The 21,063-nt window shown below is 58.8% G+C and carries 22 protein-coding genes; 13 read left to right on the top strand and 9 right to left on the bottom strand.

What is annotated here, in order from left to right; genetic code table 11:
* Positions 1-6 precede the first annotated feature (6 nt).
* The 4 genes from ftsY (at position 7) to CFB10_RS09620 (ending at position 3,986) form a co-directional block, all read left to right on the top strand.
* Positions 7-1,440, top strand: coding sequence for a signal recognition particle-docking protein FtsY (ftsY, locus tag CFB10_RS09635; RefSeq protein WP_020010831.1), 1,434 nt, complete (start codon positions 7-9; stop codon positions 1,438-1,440).
* Positions 1,441-1,442: 2 nt separating this feature from the next.
* A complete protein-coding gene (locus CFB10_RS09630) occupies positions 1,443-2,093 on the top strand; it encodes a septation protein A (RefSeq protein WP_003505077.1) in 651 nt (216 codons plus the stop codon).
* Entirely contained in the window at positions 2,090-2,686 is a 597-nt protein-coding gene (locus CFB10_RS09625; RefSeq protein ID WP_026363758.1) for a DUF2585 domain-containing protein, read from the top strand. The genes CFB10_RS09630 and CFB10_RS09625 overlap by 4 nt, the downstream gene beginning before the upstream one ends.
* Before the next feature lie 118 nt (positions 2,687-2,804).
* Positions 2,805-3,986 carry a diguanylate cyclase gene (locus tag CFB10_RS09620; RefSeq protein WP_020010833.1) on the top strand — a complete coding sequence of 394 codons (1,182 nt, stop codon included), beginning with the start codon at positions 2,805-2,807 and terminating at the stop codon, positions 3,984-3,986.
* Between the two features lie 16 nt (positions 3,987-4,002).
* On the opposite strand, the gene CFB10_RS09615 is transcribed toward CFB10_RS09620, so the two are convergent.
* From CFB10_RS09615 to ccmA, 5 genes are all read right to left on the bottom strand, one after another.
* A complete protein-coding gene (locus tag CFB10_RS09615) occupies positions 4,003-4,605 on the bottom strand; it encodes a DsbE family thiol:disulfide interchange protein (RefSeq protein ID WP_020010834.1) in 603 nt (200 codons plus the stop codon).
* The gene (ccmD, locus tag CFB10_RS09610) at positions 4,602-4,775 is read right to left on the bottom strand and encodes a heme exporter protein CcmD (protein ID WP_020010835.1); all 174 of its coding nucleotides are present in this window, start codon (positions 4,773-4,775) and stop codon (positions 4,602-4,604) included. Before ccmD ends, CFB10_RS09615 begins: the two co-directional genes overlap by 4 nt.
* A 4-nt stretch (positions 4,776-4,779) precedes the next feature.
* Positions 4,780-5,541 carry a heme ABC transporter permease gene (locus CFB10_RS09605; protein ID WP_020010836.1) on the bottom strand — a complete coding sequence of 254 codons (762 nt, stop codon included), beginning with the start codon at positions 5,539-5,541 and terminating at the stop codon, positions 4,780-4,782.
* A 60-nt stretch (positions 5,542-5,601) separates the two neighbouring features.
* Positions 5,602-6,261, bottom strand: coding sequence for a heme exporter protein CcmB (gene ccmB, locus CFB10_RS09600; protein WP_020010837.1), 660 nt, complete (start codon positions 6,259-6,261; stop codon positions 5,602-5,604).
* A gap of 202 nt (positions 6,262-6,463) precedes the next feature.
* Complete coding sequence (gene ccmA, locus CFB10_RS09590) at positions 6,464-7,105, bottom strand: heme ABC exporter ATP-binding protein CcmA (RefSeq protein WP_020010839.1); 642 nt, start codon at positions 7,103-7,105, stop codon at positions 6,464-6,466.
* A gap of 268 nt (positions 7,106-7,373) precedes the next feature.
* Between ccmA and acnA the strand changes: the two genes are divergently transcribed.
* From acnA to CFB10_RS09575, 3 genes are all read left to right on the top strand, one after another.
* Positions 7,374-10,067, top strand: a complete 2,694-nt coding sequence (acnA, locus tag CFB10_RS09585; RefSeq protein ID WP_020010840.1) for an aconitate hydratase AcnA — start codon at positions 7,374-7,376, stop codon at positions 10,065-10,067.
* 189 nt (positions 10,068-10,256) lie between these two features.
* Entirely contained in the window at positions 10,257-10,997 is a 741-nt protein-coding gene (locus tag CFB10_RS09580; protein WP_020010841.1) for a thioredoxin family protein, read from the top strand.
* Between the two features lie 400 nt (positions 10,998-11,397).
* On the top strand, positions 11,398-11,790 hold the full coding sequence (locus CFB10_RS09575) for a DUF2794 domain-containing protein (RefSeq protein WP_003523170.1): 393 nt from the start codon (positions 11,398-11,400) through the stop codon (positions 11,788-11,790).
* 113 nt (positions 11,791-11,903) lie between these two features.
* Here CFB10_RS09575 and CFB10_RS09570 read toward each other — a convergent pair whose 3' ends face one another.
* From CFB10_RS09570 to CFB10_RS09560, 3 genes are all read right to left on the bottom strand, one after another.
* Entirely contained in the window at positions 11,904-12,686 is a 783-nt protein-coding gene (locus CFB10_RS09570) for a Bax inhibitor-1/YccA family protein (protein WP_020010842.1), read from the bottom strand.
* A 218-nt stretch (positions 12,687-12,904) separates the two neighbouring features.
* Complete coding sequence (locus CFB10_RS09565; protein ID WP_020010843.1) at positions 12,905-15,466, bottom strand: ABC transporter permease; 2,562 nt, start codon at positions 15,464-15,466, stop codon at positions 12,905-12,907.
* Positions 15,463-16,173 (bottom strand): ABC transporter ATP-binding protein, encoded by a 711-nt coding sequence (locus tag CFB10_RS09560; protein WP_020010844.1) that lies wholly within the window; start codon positions 16,171-16,173, stop codon positions 15,463-15,465. Before CFB10_RS09560 ends, CFB10_RS09565 begins: the two co-directional genes overlap by 4 nt.
* Before the next feature lie 91 nt (positions 16,174-16,264).
* Here CFB10_RS09560 and CFB10_RS09555 point away from each other — a divergent pair, with 91 nt between their 5' ends.
* Both CFB10_RS09555 and thpR read left to right on the top strand, forming a co-directional pair.
* Positions 16,265-16,915 (top strand): arylesterase, encoded by a 651-nt coding sequence (locus CFB10_RS09555; RefSeq protein ID WP_020010845.1) that lies wholly within the window; start codon positions 16,265-16,267, stop codon positions 16,913-16,915.
* 68 nt (positions 16,916-16,983) lie between these two features.
* Positions 16,984-17,577, top strand: coding sequence for an RNA 2',3'-cyclic phosphodiesterase (thpR, locus tag CFB10_RS09550; RefSeq protein WP_003505049.1), 594 nt, complete (start codon positions 16,984-16,986; stop codon positions 17,575-17,577).
* Here thpR and CFB10_RS09545 read toward each other — a convergent pair.
* Positions 17,511-17,990: a low molecular weight protein-tyrosine-phosphatase gene (locus CFB10_RS09545; RefSeq protein ID WP_081629556.1), complete on the bottom strand. Its 480-nt coding sequence runs from the start codon at positions 17,988-17,990 to the stop codon at positions 17,511-17,513. The genes thpR and CFB10_RS09545 overlap by 67 nt on opposite strands.
* Positions 17,991-18,048: 58 nt before the next feature.
* On the opposite strand from CFB10_RS09545, the gene CFB10_RS09540 reads away from it, so the two are divergent.
* The 4 genes from CFB10_RS09540 (at position 18,049) to rlmN (ending at position 21,026) form a co-directional block, all read left to right on the top strand.
* Positions 18,049-18,354 carry a 4a-hydroxytetrahydrobiopterin dehydratase gene (locus tag CFB10_RS09540; protein WP_020010847.1) on the top strand — a complete coding sequence of 102 codons (306 nt, stop codon included), beginning with the start codon at positions 18,049-18,051 and terminating at the stop codon, positions 18,352-18,354.
* A 51-nt stretch (positions 18,355-18,405) separates the two neighbouring features.
* Positions 18,406-18,786, top strand: coding sequence for a YkvA family protein (locus CFB10_RS09535; RefSeq protein ID WP_003505043.1), 381 nt, complete (start codon positions 18,406-18,408; stop codon positions 18,784-18,786).
* A gap of 297 nt (positions 18,787-19,083) precedes the next feature.
* Positions 19,084-19,587 (top strand): invasion associated locus B family protein, encoded by a 504-nt coding sequence (locus tag CFB10_RS09530; protein WP_003523183.1) that lies wholly within the window; start codon positions 19,084-19,086, stop codon positions 19,585-19,587.
* 266 nt (positions 19,588-19,853) lie between these two features.
* Positions 19,854-21,026 carry a 23S rRNA (adenine(2503)-C(2))-methyltransferase RlmN gene (gene rlmN / locus CFB10_RS09525; RefSeq protein WP_077998729.1) on the top strand — a complete coding sequence of 391 codons (1,173 nt, stop codon included), beginning with the start codon at positions 19,854-19,856 and terminating at the stop codon, positions 21,024-21,026.
* Positions 21,027-21,063: the final 37 nt, after the last annotated feature.

Raw genomic sequence — 21,063 nt, 5'->3', positions numbered from 1 at the left:
ACGACCATGGCCCTCGGCTTCATCAAAAAAGTCTTTTCGTTCGGCAAGGACAAGGCCGAAACGGAAGAGCGGCCGCAAGAGGATGCCGCGTCTGAGCGCGGCAATGAAAACGCCTCCTTCGAAGCGGCGCTGAGCGACGCGCAAGTGCATGACCCTGTCGACAGGGACCCGGTTTCCGAACTGGAGATGGAGACGGCCGGTGGCCCGGCCCCGGACGAGGCGACGGATGTCGTTCTCTCCGAAGAAGATGAGGAAGAGGACGCGCCGCTTCTTCCCGGTGCCGAGCTTTCCGGTGATATGGGCGTGGTTCCATTGTCGTTGCTACAGGCGGAAGCCGCCGCGGAAGAGCAGGACGAACCTTTGCCGGAAGCTGTGGATGTCGTGTTGGATGCGGATGCGATGGATGCGCTGCTCGACGAGGCGGAGGCTGCGAGTGCCGTCGAACCTGCGGTTCCGACGGCACTGCCCAAGGGTTTTTCGTCGGCAAGCGAACGGCAGGAGCACGCCCCTATCGCACCGCAGGTAAAACTGACATGGTTTCAGCGCCTGCGGGCCGGGCTTGCCCGCACGTCGTCGCAGCTGACGACGCAGATTTCGGCGCTCTTTACCAAGCGCAAGCTGGATGAGGACACGCTCGATGAGCTGGAAGACCTTCTCATCCAGTCGGATCTGGGTGTGGAGACCGCCATGCGCATCACCGGCGCCCTGTCTTCAGAGCGTTACGGCAAGGATGTCAGCGGTGAAGATGTGGCGCGCATCATGGCGGGTGAGATCACCAAGGTCCTGAAGCCTGTCGCCAAACCGCTTGAACTCGATCTTTCGCACAAGCCGCATGTCATTCTTGTCGTCGGCGTGAACGGTACGGGCAAGACGACGACCATCGGCAAGCTTGCCGCCAAGCTCTCTGGATCAGGCCTTAAGGTCATGCTTGCGGCAGGCGATACCTTCCGCGCGGCGGCTATCGAACAGCTCAAGATCTGGGCCGATCGCACCTGCTCGCAATTCATCGGCACCAAGCTCGGCGCGGATGCGGCGGGGCTTGCCTATGATGCCTATGAGCAGGCGCGGGCGCAGAAAAGCGATGTGCTCATCATCGATACGGCCGGCCGTCTGCAAAACAAGACGGAACTGATGGCGGAGCTGGAAAAGATCGTGCGCGTGCTCGGTAAGCTCGATCCGGATGCGCCTCACACCGTGCTGCAGACGCTGGATGCGACGACCGGCCAGAACGCCATGAACCAGGTGGAAATATTCCGCAATGTCGCGGGCGTTTCGGGCCTGATTATGACAAAATTGGATGGCACGGCGCGGGGCGGTATCCTCGTCGCCATCGCTGCCAAACACAAGCTGCCGGTTTATTTCATCGGCGTGGGTGAAGGTGTTGATGATCTGGAGCCCTTCGAGGCGGAAGATTTCGCCAAGGCCATTGCGGGAGTGTGAGTATGGATATTGAAAGCAATTCCAAGGAAAGCGAAAAGATGGTGGCGGAAATCAGCCCGCTCCTGAAATTCGTGCTCGAGCTTGGCCCGCTCATGGTGTTCTTTTTCGCCAATTCCCGTGGGGAATGGCTGGCTTCCACTTTCCCCGTGCTGACGGAATTCGGTGGGCCGATCTTCATCGCTACCGGCCTGTTCATGATCGCAACGGCGCTCGCGCTTTCGGTTTCATGGGTGCTGACGCGGAAACTGCCGATCATGCCGCTGATATCAGGCATCGTGGTGTTCGTTTTCGGCGCGCTGACATTGTGGCTGCAGAACGACACCTTCATCAAGATGAAGCCGACCATCGTCAACACGCTGTTCGGCGTCATTCTGCTGGGCGGCCTGTTCTTCGGGCAATCGCTGCTGGGTTACGTCTTCAATTCGGCCTTCAGGCTGACGGATGAGGGCTGGCGCAAGCTGACGCTGCGCTGGGGCGTATTTTTTCTCTTCCTTGCGGTGATGAACGAGGTTGTGTGGCGCATGTTCACCACCGACACCTGGGTCGCCTTCAAGGTGTGGGGCACGATGCCGATCACCATCATCTTCACCATGGCGCAAATGCCGCTCGTCATGCGTCACTCGCTGGAACCGCTCAACAAGGACGAAAAATGACAATTGCAGAGATGTCGGCTTCCCGTTCGCGCTCGCTCAAATGGTTCGGCGTGGCCGCCGGGCTGCTTCTCCTGCAGATCGTCATTCTCTATGCCATGGGCCGCATTCCGATCTGCGAATGCGGTTATGTGAAGCTGTTCGAGCCGGGCGTGAACACACCGGGCAATTCCCAGCATCTGGCCGACTGGTATACGCCCTCGCATATCATTCACGGCTTCCTGTTCTACTGGTTCGCCTGGCTGCTCTTCCGCAACAAACCGCTTTCCATGCGGCTGTCACTTGCGGTTCTGGTGGAAGCGGCATGGGAGATCCTTGAAAACTCGCCTCTCATCATCGATCGTTACCGCACGGCGACCATGGCGCTGGGTTACACCGGCGACAGCATCCTGAACTCGGCGATGGATACGGTTTTTATGGTGCTGGGTTTCCTCTTCGCCGCCCGCGTGCCGGTGTGGCTGACGGTTGTGATCGCCATCTTCTTCGAAATCTTCACCGGCTGGCTGATCCGCGATAATCTGACGCTGAACGTCGTCATGCTGGTCTGGCCCCTGGAGGCAATCAAGGAATGGCAGAACGCGCTCCCGCAAATGTGAACGCAGCCGCCAGGATTTTGGCCGGGATGGACTGAAACCACGCGAGACATGCAGGCTTTTTTAAGGGCATTGCGGTATCGTCCGGGTTCAAAGACCCGTCTCTTCCTGGCAGAACCCGTTGCAAGATAATTTCGCCTATCTTCTCCCCTTCATCATGCTGACATTCGGCGTGGTGTTCCTGTTCCTGCAGAGGATCGGTCACGCTTCTGCCCGCTATTGGGGTATCGGATATCTTTCGGCGGCCTTTGGTTTTGCGACGCCTCTGGTGCTCGGTGGCCTGCCTTTCGAAGTCCAGGCGATCCTTTCGAACCTGTTGTTCTTCTCCGCCTTCTTCCTCTATGGCCATGCGCTGCTTACCCATTTTGACCGGCCGCTTCATACCGCGGCCCGACTGTCGATCGTCGTGGTTGCGGTGTTGCTGGTCTCTTTCCATGTTTTCATCACGCCGGATCTGAAGCGCGAGCTCGTCATCGGTGATCTCGTCTGCGCCCTTTTGCTTGCGATCCCGGTCTGGCTCGTGCGAAAGCGCCCCGTCGCGCTCGCCGACAGGCTGATGGTGGGAATTGCCTGTCTTGTGGTGGTGGAAACGCTGGTGCGCATCGGCATGCTGCTGGTGATGACGCCGGGGGGCTCAATGATAGAGCTCAGCGAATTCTTCGAGTCGGATTATGCCTTCTACATGCAGCTCGCCGCGAGCATTTTCGGCTTCCTGCTTGCGCTTTCCGTGCTCGCGAGCCAGATTTCCGTCACCGTCGACCGTCATCTGCATGCGGCGGAACATGACCCTTTGACTGACGTGCTGAACCGCCGCGGCTTCGACCGGCGTGTTCCCGATTTTCGCAACGATACGCCTGAGGGTGCGGTCATTGCCTGCGACATAGATCATTTCAAGCGCATCAACGACGTCTACGGCCATGCGGCCGGTGATATCGTGCTCATCGGCCTTTCCGATCTTCTCAGACGAAACGCGCCCGGGGATGCGCTGGTGGCGCGCTTTGGCGGTGAGGAATTCGTTGTCTTCCTGCCCGGCCAGACAGCCGCCGCAGCCGGCCAGTTGGCCAATGGCATGCGGACAGGTCTTTCGTCGCTCGATTGGCGCAACCGGGGTGTAACCAGCCAGATCACCGCGAGTTTCGGTGTCTCGGCCGTCGCGAGGGGAGATCATTCAATTCATGACGCCATCAAGCGGGCCGATGACAGTCTCTATGCCGCAAAACGCGGCGGTCGCGATCAGGTGGTGCTGGAAGGCATACGTCTGCCGGCTGAAGGCCCTTCGCTGAGGGTCGTTACCAAGGGGTGATGCCTTACCGAGCGGGTTATTTCCCGGCAGCGGCCGCGATGGCTGGCAGCAGGTCCCGTTCGACGCTGCGGGCATCGAAGGGGCCGACCTTTTTATAGAGGATCGTGCCGTCCGCGCCGACCAGATAACTTTCGGGAATGCCATAGACACCCCAGTCAATCGCAGCCTTGCCGTTCGGATCGACGCCTATCGCAGCAAAGGGATTACCGAGCTCGCCGAGGAAGCGCAGCGCATTATCCTGCTTGTCCTTGTAATTGATGCCGACGACGGTGATGCGGTCGTCCTTCGCCAATTCCTGAAGCAGCGGATGCTCCTGCCGGCAGGGAATGCACCAGGAAGCGAAGACGTTGACCAGCGTCAGCTTGCCTTTGATGGCGGTATCGGTCAGCGCCGGAAGGTTCGAGCCCTCCAGCGGCGGCAGCGACAGGGCGGGTGCCTTAGTGCCGATAAGCGCCGAGGGAATGGCGCTGATGTCAAGTCCGTTCACATCCTGATCGTAAAGCATCTTGCCAGCGATGAGGGCGAAACCGCCAAACAGCAGCAACGGGAGAAGCGCCAGCGCATAACGTGCGCGGCCCGTCGTTTTGGCTTTGGTGTCGTCGTGGTTGGCCTGCGTCATTGCGCGTCACCTGCGGAACCGGCTCTTACCCTGCGGCGCACACCGGAGGCCTCCAGTTCCTTCAGTTCCCGTTTGCGCGCCTGACCGTCCACGACGACCCAGGCGATGAGACAGAGAACGACAAGGCCCGTCGCCGCATAGGACATTCCGATATAAAAGGCGTGTGTCATTCCCTCAGCCCTCCCGGTTCGCCATGCGGGCGGCAAGCCGCCGTTGCGCGGCGACACGCCGGCGCCAGATTTCATTACGCATGGCGGCGATATGCAGGGTGAAGAACAGCAGCGTGAACCCGATGGCCATCGTCAGAAGCGGCCAGAGAAATTCCGCATCGATGGCGGAACCGCCCATGCGGATGACGCTTGCCGGCTGGTGAAGCGTATTCCACCACTCGACCGAAAATTTGATGATGGGGATATTCACGAAACCGACGAGGATCAGCACGGCGCTGACACGGGCGGCTCTGGAGGGGTCGTCCATGGCCCGATTGAGTGCGATGAGCCCGAGATACATCAGGAAAAGCACGAAGACGGAGGTCAGCCGAGCGTCCCATACCCACCAGGTTCCCCACATGGGTTTGCCCCAGAGCGAGCCGGTGATGAGTGCGATGAGCGTGAAGGCGGCGCCGATGGGGGCGGCGGCCTTATGGCTGACATCCGCGAGCGGGTGACGCCAGACGAGGGTGCCGATCGCGGAGATCGCCATGACCGTATAACACATCATGGCCAGCCACGCCGAGGGGACGTGCACATACATGATGCGCACGGTGTAACCCTGCTGATAATCGCCCTCGGTCGTAAAGGACAGATAGAGGCCTATGGCCAGCACCAGCGCTGTCAGAACAGCGAGCCAGGGCAGAATGCGTGCCGCCAGCGCCAGGAACCGCGTGGGGTTGGCGAGATCACTGAATTTGGTGATGGTGAAGGTCTGCTCGTTCATGCCGTTTGTGTAACCCGAGAATGGCCGTCCCGCAATTGATCTCTGTCAATCGGTGCTTCATCAATCCATAACATTGCGCAATGCCAAAGCGGCAAAGAAAGGGCCGGTCACGGCTGAAAATAACGTGATCGCGCCAAGAATAAGGAATGGCGGCATAAAGGGCGCCGGGTCCTGCACGGCTGCATAGGAAGCGCTGACGCCGAAGATCAGGACGGGAATGGCGAGCGGCAGGACGAGGATGGAGACCAGAAGGCCACCGCGTGGCAGGGCAACGGCAACCGCCGCGCCCACCGCGCCGATGAAGGTGATGGCGGGTGAGCCAACGAGAAGGGTCAGCATGACGGCGCCGATCGCCACCTCGTCCATGTTCATGAACAGGCCGAGCAGCGGCGAGGCAAGCACCAGCGGCAGGCCGGTCGTGACCCAGTGCGCCAGGCATTTCACGAAGACGGTCAGGACAAGCGGGTTTTCCTGCATCAGGATCAGATCGAGGGAGCCGTCATCCCGTTCGGCCTGAAACAGCCGGTCGAGGCCGAGAAGGGCTGATAGCAGCGCGCCGATCCAGACGATGGCGGGGCCGATGCGGGCAAGCAGGTTGAGATCTGGGCCGACGCCGAAGGGGATAACGGCAACCACCGTCATGAAGAACAGCACGCCGATCAGCGCGCCGCCGCCGGCGCGGATGGAGAGTTTTATATCGCGGAGGAAGAGGGCGGTCATTGGTAGGGCCTCGTGTTCGCGGGGTTACCCCCCTCTGCCCTGCCGGTCATCTCCCCCTCAAGGGGGGAGATCGGCAGGAGGCACTTTCGCCGCTCCATCCGCAAACTTCGAGATGGGCGAAACCTGGCCGCAGATCGATCTCCCCCCTTGAGGGGGAGATGCCCGGCAGGGCAGAGGGGGGTATGCCACGCGTACATCACCCTCATGCCCAAGCCTCCACCCCAGCAAACCCCGTCATCTGCAATTCCCGCGCATTTTCCAACCCAAGGGATTGATGAGTCGCCGCCAGGACGATCCCGCCTTTCCCCAGATGGTTTTTCACGAGAGCGGTAAACATCCCGTCCGCAGCCTTATCAAGCGCCGCGGTCGGCTCATCGAGAATCCACACCGGTCGCCATGCAATCAAAAGCTTCGCCATGGCGAACCGCCGCTGCTGGCCGGCGGAGAGATAACCGAAGGGCAGGTGGGTAATGCCTGCAAGGCCGACGATCTCCGCTGCCTCATCAATCGCCATGCTCGTACCGCCAGCAAAGTCGCCGAGGAAATCCTTCCAGAAGCGCAGGTTTTCCGAAACGGTCAGTTCGGTTTTCATGGCATTGCGATGGCCGAGATAATGGCAGGCCTCCGAAGGACGCATATCCGGCTCAATTCCTTCGCCGGCTATCTTCATCCGTCCCTGCTCGGGCCGCAGAAGACCGGCCGCCGTGCGCAGCAGCGTGGATTTTCCCGAGCCGTTGCGCCCGGTCAGCACCAGCGCCTCTCCGTCGCTTAACTTGAAGAAAATATTCATGAATATGAAATCTTCGCCGCGTCGCACGCCAAGATTTTCCGCCGTCAAATCCATGCTGCGGTTCCGTTTCAGATTTCGTCGTCTCGATAAAAAAATCGATTAGCTTGGTTGAATGGTCTGGCACGTTTGTCTGAAATTATCTATATGGGTGTCAACACGCCAGCGGCCGGCGTGAACATCATCTTGCGCCGGACTTGACGATTGCGAGGAGCAATTTTCACGTGCGGACAGCGGAAATGGTCGTACCCGCATCCTGATGTGCATGAGTGCATAGGTGTCCGCACGAACGTGTTGGCTATCAGTGTAAGCGGGGTTTTTATCCATGCCCAAATCACTCGACAGTTTCAAATGTCGTTCCGTCCTTACCGTTGACGGTAAGGATTACGTCTATTTCAGCCTTCCCAAGGCTGAAGCCAATGGCCTGAGGGGCGTTTCCAAGCTGCCCTATTCCATGAAGGTTCTACTCGAAAACCTGCTGCGTTTCGAGGACGGCCAGTCCGTCACCAAGGAACATATCCTTGCGGTTTCCGAATGGCTTGGTAACAAGGGCCTGACCGAAACCGAAATCGCCTACCGCCCCGCCCGCGTTCTCATGCAGGACTTCACCGGTGTTCCCGCCGTGGTTGACCTTGCCGCCATGCGCGACGGTATCAAGGCTCTTGGCGGCGATCCGGAAAAGATCAACCCGCTGGTTCCCGTCGATCTCGTCATTGACCACTCTGTTATCGTCGATGAATTCGGCACTCCGAGCGCCTTCGCCCGCAACGTTGAACTGGAATATGAACGCAACGGCGAGCGTTACCGCTTCCTGAAGTGGGGCCAGCAGGCGTTCAAGAACTTCCGCGTGGTTCCGCCCGGCACCGGCATCTGTCACCAGGTCAACCTCGAATATCTTGGCCAGACCGTCTGGACGAAGGAAGAGGATGGCGAGACGATCGCTTATCCGGATACCTGCGTCGGTACGGATTCGCATACAACGATGATCAATGGTCTCGGTGTTCTCGGCTGGGGTGTCGGTGGTATCGAGGCTGAAGCTGCCATGCTCGGCCAGCCGGTTTCCATGCTTCTGCCTGAGGTCATCGGCTTCAAGCTGACCGGCAAGGTGAAGGAAGGCGTCACCGCGACCGACCTCGTTCTGACCGTTGTGCAGATGCTGCGCAAGAAGGGCGTGGTTTCGAAGTTCGTCGAATTCTTCGGCCCCGGCCTTGATTCGATGTCTCTGGCCGACCGTGCGACCATCGGCAATATGGGCCCGGAATATGGCGCGACCTGCGGCTTCTTCCCGGTTGACGGTGAGACCATCAATTACCTGACCATGTCCGGCCGTGCCAAGGACCGTATCGCTCTCGTCGAAGCCTATTCCAAGGCGCAGGACATGTGGCGTACGGGCGACGGTTCCGACCTCGTCTTCACCGACACGCTGGAACTCGATCTCGGTGACGTCGTGCCCTCTATGGCCGGCCCGAAGCGTCCGGAAGGCCGCCTGCCGCTCGAAACCATTGCGCCGAATTTCGCAACGGCTCTCGAGAACGACTACAAGAAGCCCGGCCAGCTCCACAGCCGCTATGCGGTCGAGGGCGAGGAGTTCGATCTCGGACACGGCGATGTGGCGATTGCCGCCATCACCTCCTGCACCAACACTTCCAATCCCTCGGTTCTCATCGCGGCCGGCCTTCTCGCCCGCAACGCTGTCGCCAAGGGGCTGAAGTCCAAGCCGTGGGTGAAGACTTCGCTGGCGCCGGGATCGCAGGTCGTTGCCGAATATCTCGACAAATCCGGCCTGCAGAAGGATCTCGATGCGATCGGCTTCAACCTCGTCGGCTTCGGCTGCACGACCTGCATCGGCAACTCCGGCCCGCTGCCGCCTGCGATCTCCAAGACGATCAACGACAAGGGCCTGATCACATCAGGTGTTCTCTCTGGTAACCGCAACTTCGAAGGCCGTATCTCGCCTGACGTACAGGCGAACTACCTGGCCTCGCCGCCGCTCGTTGTAGCCTATGCGCTTGCCGGCACGGTCCAGAAGGACCTGACCAAGGAGCCGATTGGCGACGACCAGAACGGCAACCCGGTCTATCTCAAGGATATCTGGCCGACCTCCAAGGAAATCCAGGAATTCATCCTGAAATACGTCACCCGCGAGCTCTACGAAACGAAATATGCCGACGTGTTCAAGGGTGACGCCAACTGGCAGGCCGTTCAGGTTCCCCCGGGCCAGACCTATGCCTGGGACGACCAGTCCACCTATGTTCAGAACCCGCCCTATTTTGTCGGCATGGGCAAAAAGGGAACCGGCCTCAAGAACATCAAAGGTGCGCGCGTCCTCGGTCTCTTCGGCGACAAGATCACCACCGACCATATTTCTCCGGCCGGTTCGATCAAGGCTGCTTCGCCGGCCGGCGCCTATCTGACGGAGCATGGCGTCGCCGTTGCCGACTTCAACCAGTATGGTACGCGCCGCGGCAACCATGAAGTGATGATGCGTGGCACCTTCGCCAATATCCGCATCCGCAACCACATGCTCGGCCCGAACGGCAAGGAAGGTGGTTACACCATCCACTATCCGTCCAAGGAAGAGATGTCGATCTATGACGCCGCGATGAAATACAAGGCGGAAGGCGTTCCGCTCGTTATCTTCGCCGGTGTCGAATATGGTAACGGCTCGTCTCGCGACTGGGCGGCGAAGGGCACCAACCTGCTCGGCGTCAAGGCTGTCATCGCGCAATCCTTCGAACGTATCCACCGTTCGAACCTCGTGGGTATGGGCGTCGTGCCCTTCGTCTTCGAGGAAGGCACGACCTGGGCGAGCCTCGATCTCAAGGGTGACGAAATCGTTGAGATCGATGGTCTCGAAGGTGAAATCAAGCCGCGTGAAAAGAAGATCGCCAAGATTACCTACAGCGACGGTACAGTGAAGGATGTTCCGCTTCTCTGCCGCATCGATACGCTTGATGAAGTGATCTACATGAATAATGGCGGCATTCTGCAGACCGTACTTCGCGATCTGGCCGCGTAAAGCTTTGACAATCGAAGGCGCCGGGAGGAATCCCGGCGTCTTTCCGTTTCAACTCTCTTTTTTTGTGATTGTCGCTCACCCCTTCGTGACTTTCTATTGAAGGGCAATAGACGTTATTTTCCGGTTTGCATCCCGGCAGGATTGATCGCATCAATTCGTCTGGATCTCTTCCGGACAAAGGTTTTTGTAATGCCGCTTAAATTCCCCCTGTCGATATGTCTTCTCGGCACGTTTCTCGTCACCTCCGCGCAGGCGCAGGAGGCCGTGAAGGGCGTCGTCGAATTGTTCACATCGCAGGGATGTGCCTCGTGCCCGCCGGCGGATGAAGCTTTGCGCAAGATGATCCAGAAGGGCGATGTCGTCGGTCTTTCCTACCATGTCGATTACTGGAACTATCTGGGCTGGACGGATTCGCTGGCATCGAAGGAAAATACCGATCGGCAATATGGCTATATGCGCGCACTCGGTCGCAACGGGGTCTATACGCCGCAGGCCATTCTGAACGGCCGCGACCACGTCAAGGGAGCGGATGTGCGCGGTATCTATGACAGGCTTGATGCATTCAAGCGCGAGGGCAAAGGCCTGAATGTGCCGGTCTCGTCGAAATTTGCCGGTGACGAGGTGGAAATCGATATTGGCGCCGGCAGCGGCAAGGCCGACGTCGTCGTGGCCTATTTCACCCGCGAGCAGACCGTCGATGTGCAGAAGGGCGAAAACCAGGGGAAAAAAATGTCCTACTGGCACAGCGTCTATGATGTGCAGACCGTCGGCATGTGGGATGGTTCACCGATGACGGTGAAGCTTCCGGCGAGTGTGGTGGCAAAGGTGAAAAAGGGCGGCTGCGCTGTGCTTTTGCAGACGGCCAATGCCGGCGGTGATCCTGCGGCAATCGTGGGTGCAAGTATTCTGCTTGGAAATGAAACCCCCTGATCGCCTGTCGGGCGATGGAAGATCCGGTCCGGGCATTGGGGGCTGGGGGTAAAGGGTCAATGCACCGGACCGGGTCATCTTGGTGCCTAGGCATCAATTGACAATAGGACTATTCCATCCAATTCGGGCCATGGTTTGACCGAAATACGGCAGGCCATGTGAAAATGGCTGCCTAAATGGTTACCATTTTTAACCTCTGCTTTTGCCGTCGGCAGTCACTCCAGAGGGATGGATAGGGCGCCATTCCGTGCTGGCGCCTTCTGGACCGGCTGCAGTTCGAAGCCTGTGAAACCTTTCCCGGAATTGCCGGTCCTGTGCGTCACGATAGTGCAAAGACTTGCAATTTCGCCCCCTCAGGCTCACACTACATGGATGATTTGGGTGGAATCGGAGGTATTGGATGACCGATCAACCGGATGTGCAGCAGGTGCAGACCGCTTCACGTGACAATTCCACCGTTATCGACCTCCGGGAATATAAAAAGAACAAGGACCCTTTGCCTGTCACCTTTCACCGGCGCGAGCTGGATGCGATCCTGCGCATCTATGGCCGCATGGTGGGAGAGGGCGAGTGGCGTGACTACGCCATCGATCACCTGAAAGAAAAGGCGGTGTTTTCCGTCTTCAAGCGGTCAGGTGAAATGCCGCTTTTCAGGATCGAGAAAAACCCCAAGCTGGCGGCCAAGCAGGGGGCCTATTGCGTGGTGAATACGGATGGCCGGATTCTGAAACGTGGTCATGAATTGCCGCAGGTTCTGAAGGTTTTCGACAAGGTTCTGAAACTCATCGAATGATCTTTCGCAAAAGCGGACTGCATGTCTCTGGCGGATAAGGGTGACGAATCTTTGCAAATAAAAAGGCGACCGAAGGGCCGCCTTTCGCATGTCGGGCAATCGAACCCTTAACCTTAGTCGTTGCGATTTCCGAGGAACTGCAGGAGGAAGGTGAAGAGGTTGATGAAGTCGAGGTAGAGCGTCAGTGCGCCCATGATGGCCTTGCGGCCTGCGACGGCGACATCGTCAGCATCGAAATACATTTCCTTGATCTTCTGGGTGTCGTAGGCGGTGAGGCCTGCGAAGATCAGCACGCCGATCGCGGAGATCGCGAACTGCAGGGCGCCGGAACCAAGGAAGATATTGACAATGGAGGCAATGATCAGGCCGAACAGACCCATGATCAGGAACGAACCGAAACCGGAAAGATCCTTCTTCGTCGTATAACCGTAAAGCGAGAGCGCGCCGAACGAGGCGGCGGTCACGAAGAACGTCTGCACGATGCTTCCTTCAGTATATCGCAGGAAGATCGACGACAGCGACACGCCCATCAGAGCAGCGTAAACCCAGAAGGTCGTCTGAGCGGCGGAAACGCTCATGTTCTGAATACGGAAGCTAAGGAAGAAAACCAGTCCCAGCGGAGCCAGCATGACGACCCAGCGCAGCGGCGACGCATAAACAAGCGCGCCCAGCGAGGTCAGCATCTTGCCATTCGGCAGCGTTGCAACCGCTGCTGCGGGATCAGTCGTCGTGGCAAGCATTGCGAAGCCGAACGCTGCAACACCGGTGATGACCAGAGCCAGCGCCATAAGGTTGTAAACCTTGAGCATGTAGGCGCGAAGACCTTCATCGATCATCGCACCAGTCTGTGCACGGTTCTGCGCCATGCGGTTCTGGTAGTTATTGAAGTCAGCCATTGTTTCCTCTTTTGAGCTCCGTAATTGCTACGGTGTCGGGATACCTCCCGGGCGCCGCTGCGGAGCTTCAGCAAGCCTGCCCAAGAATATGATGGCAGAACGTGTTCGATACAAGGCCTTTTCCAGTCGAAAAGACACCATATGCGCGAAAAGCACTCACGTTTTGGCGATCATTACAAAGAATTAATCGTTAAAGTTAAGCCGTACACAACCGACGATCATTCACCCGCCTGCCTGAGAACCGGAGCTGCCTTCTGCCCGAGAATCCGCCATGTGCCGATGAGCCCGATGCCGACAGTCATGACGAGGGCGACGACGAGGGTTCCGATCGCCACATCCGGCAGGAAGCTGGAGGGCAGCTTCATGATGCGGGCGATCACGAACCATGCGGAGACGCCGCCGGCGAAAAGCGCGAAGACGGCGGTGGCGAGACCGAGCATCATATATTCGTAGGAGAAGGCGCGGATGAGCAGGTTTCGTGTACCGCCCAGCGTTTTCAGGATGACCGCATCGTGGGTTCGCGCGCGGTTGCCGGCCGCAAGAGCGCCGGCGAGAACGAGGACGGAGGCTATCAGGGCGACCGCGGCAGCGGCGCGAATGGCGGTGGCAAGCTGACCGACAAGGCGGTTGACGACGTCGAGCGCATCCTTCACGCGCACACTGGTGATCGTCGGATAGGCGTTGGTGACAGCGCGCAATATGCGGCCTTCATCGGCGGCGGAAGCGGAAGGGTCGGCAAGTGTTGCCAGCCACGCATGCGGTGCGCCGCGGAAGGTGTTTGGTGAAAACACCATGACGAAATTGATCGAAAGCGATTCCCATTCGACATTGCGCAGATTGGCAATCCTGGCCGTTATGCTGCGTCCGAGTACGTTGACGGTGACCGTGTCGCCGATCTTGAGGCCCAGATCCCCCGCCTCTTTCGCTGCGAAGGAGACCAGCGGCTCGCCGCTATAATCCGGCCCCCACCATGTTCCCTCCGTCAGTGTCGCGTTTTCAGGCATTTCCTGGGAATAGGTGATGCCCCGGTCACCGCGCAGCACCCAGCGTCCGGAAGATGGCACGTCCATTTTTGTCACGTCCTCGCCGTTAAGCGCCAGAATGCGGCCGCGCAGCATCGGTACTTCGGTCAGGGCTCCGTCCGGTGCTTCCCGCTTCACAAGATCGCGGAAGCCCTGAACTTCGCTGCCCTGAATATCCACGAAGAAGAAATTCGGTGCCTTTTCCGGCAGGCTGTCCGTCAGTTCGCGACGCAGATTGCCGTCGATCAGCGTGAGCGTTACGAGGAGCGTCAGCCCGAGGCCAAGGGAAAGAACGACCGAGGGGGTGAGTGCGCCAGGCCGGTGAATATTGCCGATCGCCAGCCTCAGCGCCGCCGAATGAACGCGCGGGCTGCGCTTGGCGATGGCCTTTACGCCCGCAGCCACCAGTCGCAGCACCACGAAGGCAAAAGCGATGGCCGCAAGGAAGATCGAGGCGATGAAGCGGTCTTCCGCCGAAAAGATGGCGAGGGCGGCAAGCGCCGCCAGCAGCAGGCCGGTTGCTGCAAGATAGGGCCAGGATGGCCAGCTTCCTTCTTCGAAGCCCTGTTCGCGGAAAAGCGCGGTTGCCGGAACCTCACGCGCCTGACCAAGGGGAACGATGGCGAAGGCGAACGTGGTCAGGAGGCCGAACAGGGCGGCGAGACCGAGAGCGCCGGGGTAAAAGGCGAGCTCTTCCGGTACAGGCAATACGCCTTCCAGAAACCGCATGGCGATGAGTGGCGCGACGGCGCCGACCACAAGGCCGATGACGATGCCGACGGCGGCAATGAAGGCGATCTGGAAGAGATAGGTCATGGTGACCACGGAGGCCGGTGCGCCCAGGCATTTCAGCGAGGCGATCGTGGTGCGTTTGGAATCCAGAAACGCGCGGACGGCATTGGCGACGCCGACACCGCCGACGATGAGGGCGGTGAGGCCTACCAGCGTCAGGAATTGCGAGAAGCGGTTGACGTTTTCGGTGAGCGAAGGTGCCGCCCGGTCGCTGGTGCGGATGGACCAGCCGGCATCGGGAAAGGCCTTGTTGGCCGCGTCGTTCATCGTCGCCCGCGTCGAAGGATCGTTCAGCCTGATCTTGTAGGCGTGTTCGACCAGACTTCCGGTCTGAATGAGGCCGGAGGCAAAAAGGGCATCGCGACTGACCATCAGCCTTGGCGCAAAGCCGAAGCCGTCAGACAGCGCATCCGGTTCGTCGACCACGGTGCCTGTCAGTTTCAGCTTCACATTGCCGAGCAGGATTTCATCGCCGATCTTAATGCCGAGCCGTTCCAGCAGAAGCGGTGCGGCGATGGCGCCGTAGGTATCGCCGGCGCCAGCCAGAAGCTCGCTTAACGGCCGGTCGGGTTCGGCGACAAAGGCGCCAAAGAGCGGATAAGAGCCGTCTACGGCTTTCACCTCAGTCAACGTCTGTTCGGAGCCGTCGGCAAGGCGCGCCATGGAGCGCAGCCCGGTGGAAACCGCGACGGTGCCTAGCTCATCGAGATAGGACCGTTCTTCCTGCGTTGCTTCCCTGTTGCGCAGTTCAAAACGTACGTCACCTGCCAGTATGGACTGACCTTCCGTGGCAATGGCGCTGGTGACCGCCCGCGAGACGGAATTGACGGCGGCGATTGCGCCGGTTCCAAGCGCGATACAGGCAAGGAAAATGTAAAAACCTCGAAGGCCGCCGCGAATTTCGCGCCGTGCGAGCCTCGCTGCGTTTCTGATATTGGCAAAAGACGGGAGAATGGGTCCGGTCATGCGGATACCGCCCGCGCCATCTGGGAGGTGGCGCTGTCACCTTCTATCTCGCCGGAGCGCACCTTGATCTGCCGTGAGCAACGGGCGGCAAGCGACGGATCATGGGTGACGAGGATCATCGTCATGCCGCGCTCGGCCTGTTTGGCAAAAAGAAGATCGGCAATCTGCCTGCCGGTATCGGTATCCAGATTGCCCGTCGGTTCGTCAGCAATCAGTACGGCCGGTGAAGGGGCAAGTGCACGGGCGATGGCGACACGCTGCTGTTCGCCGCCCGATAACTGGCCGGGATAGTGGTTGAGACGTTCCCCGAGGCCGACGGCGACGAGCTCGCGTCTGGCGATCTCGAAGGGGTTCGGGGTGTTTGCCAGTTCGAGTGGAACGGCGACATTTTCCAGCGCTGTCATGTTGGCGATGAGGTGGAAGGACTGGAAAACAATGCCGATATTCCGGCCGCGGAAATCCGCGAGTGCATCCTCGCCGAGCTTGTGCAGTTTCGTATCGGCGATGATGATTTCACCGCTATCGAGCCTCTCAAGACCGGCAAGCACCATCAGAAGCGTCGACTTTCCCGATCCGGAAGGGCCGACGATACCAACCGCCTCGCTCTGTCCAATTGAAAGATCGATGTTCTTGAGAACGTGAACGGAGGCGGCGGCATTGCCGAGCGTGAGGTCGGCTTTCTTCAGCTCTATGATGCTTTTCGTCACAATTCTCGTTCCTATATAGAGTGATGAAAACGGTCTGGCGGTCGATGCGGTCAGTATTTCAGACAATGGAAACCAAGTTAGGAAAGCCGTGATGAGATTTAAAGCTGCCCTGTTTCACTTCATCGTCATTTTCGCCACCGCCTTTTCCGCCACTGTTGTCACGGCTCAGGAGCGGACATTGCAACTGGTCGGCCTCGGCGACAGCCTGATGGCTGGCTATCAGCTGCCCCCCACCGACAGCTACACTGCACAGCTTGAGGCTGCATTAAAGAGCAAGGGCGTCAATGTCGCCATCGCCAATGCCGGTGTGTCCGGCGATACCTCCTCCGGTGGTCTGGCACGGGCGGAATGGTCGGTTCCCGATGGTACTGATGGGGTCATTCTGGAACTTGGCGCCAATGACGCCCTGCGCGGAATCCCCCCGGAACAGACCGAAAAGAACCTCGACGCCATCATTTCCGGTTTTCAGAAGCGCAACATAGCCGTGTTGCTGGTCGGCATTATGGCGCCGCCGAATATGGGCGATGACTATGCAAGGCGCTTCAATCCGATCTTTCCGAAGCTTGCCGAAAAATACAACCTGCCGCTTTATCCCTTCTTTCTGGATGGCGTCGTGACGGATGATGCGCTGAAGCTGGATGACAAGATGCACCCTAATACCAGGGGTGTGGCGATGATGGTTGAAAAATCTTTGCCGGCTGTTGAAAGCTTCATCAAGACAATCGGTGCGCAAAAAAAATAAGCACTTGCGCCCATCTGCATTGCGTGATTCGCTATGCTTGTTCTGCCAAGAGATTCGGGGAGCTCGCCATGCCGAGACTGTTTACCGCCCTCGAAATTCCGCGCAATGCGGCTATGAGCCTCTCATTGTTGCGCGGTGGTCTGCCGGGAGCCCGGTGGATCGATGTGGAGAATTATCACATAACCCTGCGTTTTATCGGTGACATCGACGGGCGGACCGCCGATGAGGTCGTGGACAGGCTGGACCGGATCGAAAGGCCGGAATTCCAGCTCAATCTCACCGGTATGGGGTCCTTCGGTTCCAAGAAACCGCATTCCATCTGGGCCGGGGTTTCTCCCTCTCCGGAAATGCATGCGCTGCAGGCGGAGGTCGAAAGAATCTGCCAGAGGATCGGTCTCCCGCCCGATCCGCGCAAGTTCATGCCGCATGTCACGCTGGCGCGGCTGCGCTCCTCGCGGCTGGACGATGTCGTTCATTATCTTTCCGGACGCGGCAACTTCCGCACCTCGCCCTTCACGGTCGGCCGTTTTGTGCTGATGTCGTCGAAGGAATCGGTGGGCGGCGGGCCCTATATCGTTGAAGAGGCGTTCCCGCTTCACGAGGCCCGGTCGAGCTCCATCTTTTCGAGCAACGATCTGCATCCTGCCAAGAGCATGTTGTAGACGCCAAGGAACCCGTCCTCGGCTCCGTAATAGGGATCGGGGACGTTCTCACGACGGCCAACGGCATAGTCCATGAAGAGATGGATTTTGTGCCGGTGTTCTTCCGGGCTCGATTGCAGCAGGTTCGCCAGATTGTTTTCGTCCATGGCGAATATCAGGTCGAAGGTTTTGAAATCCGTCCGGGTGACCTGCCTTGCCCGTTGCCGGGAAATATCGATGCCGTGCCGCTGCGCAATGGCGATGGACCGGGGATCGGGCGCATCACCCGCGTGCCAGCCGCCGGTGCCGGCAGAACCGATGCTGAGATGATTGGACATGGCCGCGTCCTCGGCAAGATTTCTCAAAACGCCTTCGGCAAGTGGTGAACGGCAGATATTGCCCATGCAGACAAAAAGAATAGCTGTATGTTTCATGGAATATGCGTCGATCCCGTCGTTGAAGCGTTAAAGGGTCTCAAGCGGAGGCAAGTTCATGAAATATCCCAGACTCGAGCCGGACGCCATCCGGCAGGCCCTGTCGAAACTCGAGGGCTGGTCCCTGCGAGAAGACGGGGCGGCTATCGTCCGTTCCTTCAAGTTTTCGAGTTTTGCAGAGGCTTTTGGTTTCATGGCCGAATCCGCACTTGTTGCGGAAAGGCTCAATCATCACCCCGAATGGTCCAATGTCTATTCGCGCGTCAAGGTTTGCCTCACCACCCATGATTCTCAGGGTGTGACGGAGCGGGATTTTCTTCTGGCCGAAGGCATGCAGAAGGCGGCCGCGGGCCGAAGCAATTGAACCGCGGACCTTAAATCCCATATAATAGCCGTGACCGGAGGACCGTCGATCATGGATGATGTGAAAATCGGTGAAATTCTTCTGCCGGGTGAAACCGACAGGCAGCAGGAGCGTGAGAATGCGGTGCGGGCGAAATTCTGGCCCAAGCTGAAGCGTGTGATGTCAAAAGTGCCCTTCGCACGCGATGCGGCGGCCGCCTATTATTGCGCGATCGACCGTGACACGCCGCTGCGCGCAAAGGGTATCATCCTGGCGGCGCTCGCCTATTTCATCATGCCGATGGATGCCGTGCCTGACGTGCTGGCCGTCATCGGTTTTACCGATGATATTGCCGTCATCACGGCAGCGCTTGCCATGATCCGTGCTCATATCAAGATGGAGCACTACGAGGCGGCTGACGCCATGCTGAAGCGACAGCAGGAAGCCGGGTAACGTCTCTGTGATGTGTCCGTCCGGCAGAGCCCGGCGGGTGACAAATTCTTGCCTGAATTTATGTGTCTTACACACGAGGGAAGGGCGTGCCACGCCGTTCTCCTCAGGGCGTCGGGAAGTCGCCAATCTGTAACACCGCAAGACGTTTCCGGCATTTTATGCGTGTTGTTGACGGTTTGGTAACCGCTTTCCGACCACAATGAGAAAAGACGATCCGCACCTGAACGTGGCCGATCCAGAAACTGGGCTCGCCGCTGCTTCGGGCCAATGGAAGACAATAACCCGGCAGGAAATTCTATGTTTGTAAGAAGTGTAGCAACCGCAGCGGCCATTTTGCTGACCAGCGTCGGCGTAGCATCTGCACAGTCGCCCACGCGCATCCAGCAGTTCAATGCATGGGGTGCCTATTCGTACAAATCGGGCAACAGCACCGTCTGCTACGTTCTTTCCATTCCGACCGCCAAGGAACCGGCGAGCGTCGATCACGGCGATATTTTCTTCATCGTGTCGCAGCGCCCCGGCCAGAACATCTCCTACGAGCCGCAGGCCATGGTGGGTTATCCGCTGAAGCAGGGCTCGAAGGTCAATGTGACGATCGACAACAAGAACTTCGTCATGTTCACCAAGGACAAGGCTGCCTGGGTTGAGAACGCCGCTGAAGAACCGGCTCTCGTTGCTGCCATGAAGGGCGGCAAGTCGATGACCGTCAAGGCAGTCTCAGGCCGCGGCACCGCGACATCCTATTCCTATTCGCTTTCGGGTATTTCGGCAGCTCTCAAGCAAATCGAGAGCTGCAAGTAATCCTGGCGCTTCATCGCATCTGAAAATGGCCGGTCATTGACCGGCCATTTGCGTTTTTGCCAGTTTGATGCTAAAGGCGCGGCAACATTGACAGGCGGATGCGCGAAAAGTGCTCCGCCTTTGATTTTCTCGACATGCAGACGATTTTCCGCCTATCCGACAGGTCGGTCGTGCGATGCATGGAATGATGGGATAGCGTGATGTCCGTAATGCAAGCCCCTGCCGGCCTGGCAGTCAAAACCCCGCTGATCGCCAATAGCGATCTCATGTCCGGCAAGCCGTCGCTGATCGGCCTGACGCGTGAGGAAATGGGCGAGGCGCTGGCCGAGATCGGCGTGCCGCAGAAGCAGGTGAAGATGCGCGTCAGCCAGTTGTGGAACTGGCTTTATGTGCGCGGCGTCTCCGATTTCGACAATATGACCAATGTCGCCAAGGAGCTTCGCGAGAAGCTGAAGGCTGCCTTCACCATTGCCCGCCCGGAAATCGTCGAGGAGCAGATCTCCAATGACGGCACCCGCAAATGGCTGATGCGCTTTCCGCCGCGTGGTGCGGGACGTCCTGTCGAGATCGAGACGGTCTATATTCCCGAAGAAGGGCGCGGCACGCTGTGCATCTCGAGCCAGGTCGGCTGTTCGCTGACCTGTTCCTTCTGTCACACCGGTACGCAGCGCCTGGTGCGCAACCTGACGGCTGAGGAAATTCTCGCCCAGCTGCTGCTGGCTCGTGATCGGCTTGGCGATTTTCCCGATGGTTCGACGCCGGTCGGCGCCTATGTGCCGAGCGAGGGACGCAAGGTGTCCAACATCGTGATGATGGGCATGGGCGAGCCGCTCTATAATTTCGAGCATGTGAAGACCGCGCTCCTGATTGCGACCGATGGCGATGGCCTGTCGCTCTCCAAGCGCCGCGTCACGCTCTCCACCTCCGGCGTCGTGCCGGAAATTTTCCGCACCGGCGATGAGATCGGCGTCATGCTGGCGATTTCGCTGCATGCTGTGCGCGATGACCTGCGCGACATGCTGGTGCCGATCAACAAGAAATATCCGCTGAAGGAGCTGATCGAGGCCTGCCGCAATTATCCGGGTCTCTCCAACGCCCGCCGCATCACCTTCGAATATGTGATGCTGAAGGATGTGAACGACAGCCTGGAAGACGCCAAGATGCTGGTGCAGCTTCTGAAGGGCGTTCCGGCCAAGATCAACCTCATTCCGTTCAATCCATGGCCAGGTACGAATTACCAGTGCTCAGAATGGGCGCAGATCGAGAAGTTTGCCGATTTCATCAATCAGGCGGGTTATGCCTCGCCCATCCGCACGCCGCGCGGCCGCGATATCCTTGCCGCCTGCGGTCAGCTGAAGTCGGAATCCGAACGCATGCGCAAGACCGAAAGGCTGGCTTTCGAGGCGATGATGATCGCAAACCACGGCGCGGATGACTGAATCAGCCGCAATTGCGCCATAAAGCTTGATTTGCTGC

The sequence above is a fragment of the Agrobacterium sp. 719_389 genome, from assembly GCF_900188475.1.
In the GTDB taxonomy this organism is placed as follows: domain Bacteria; phylum Pseudomonadota; class Alphaproteobacteria; order Rhizobiales; family Rhizobiaceae; genus Agrobacterium; species Agrobacterium radiobacter.
Note: the sequence above shows the minus strand (reverse complement) of the source record. Positions and strands in the feature narration are given on the sequence as shown.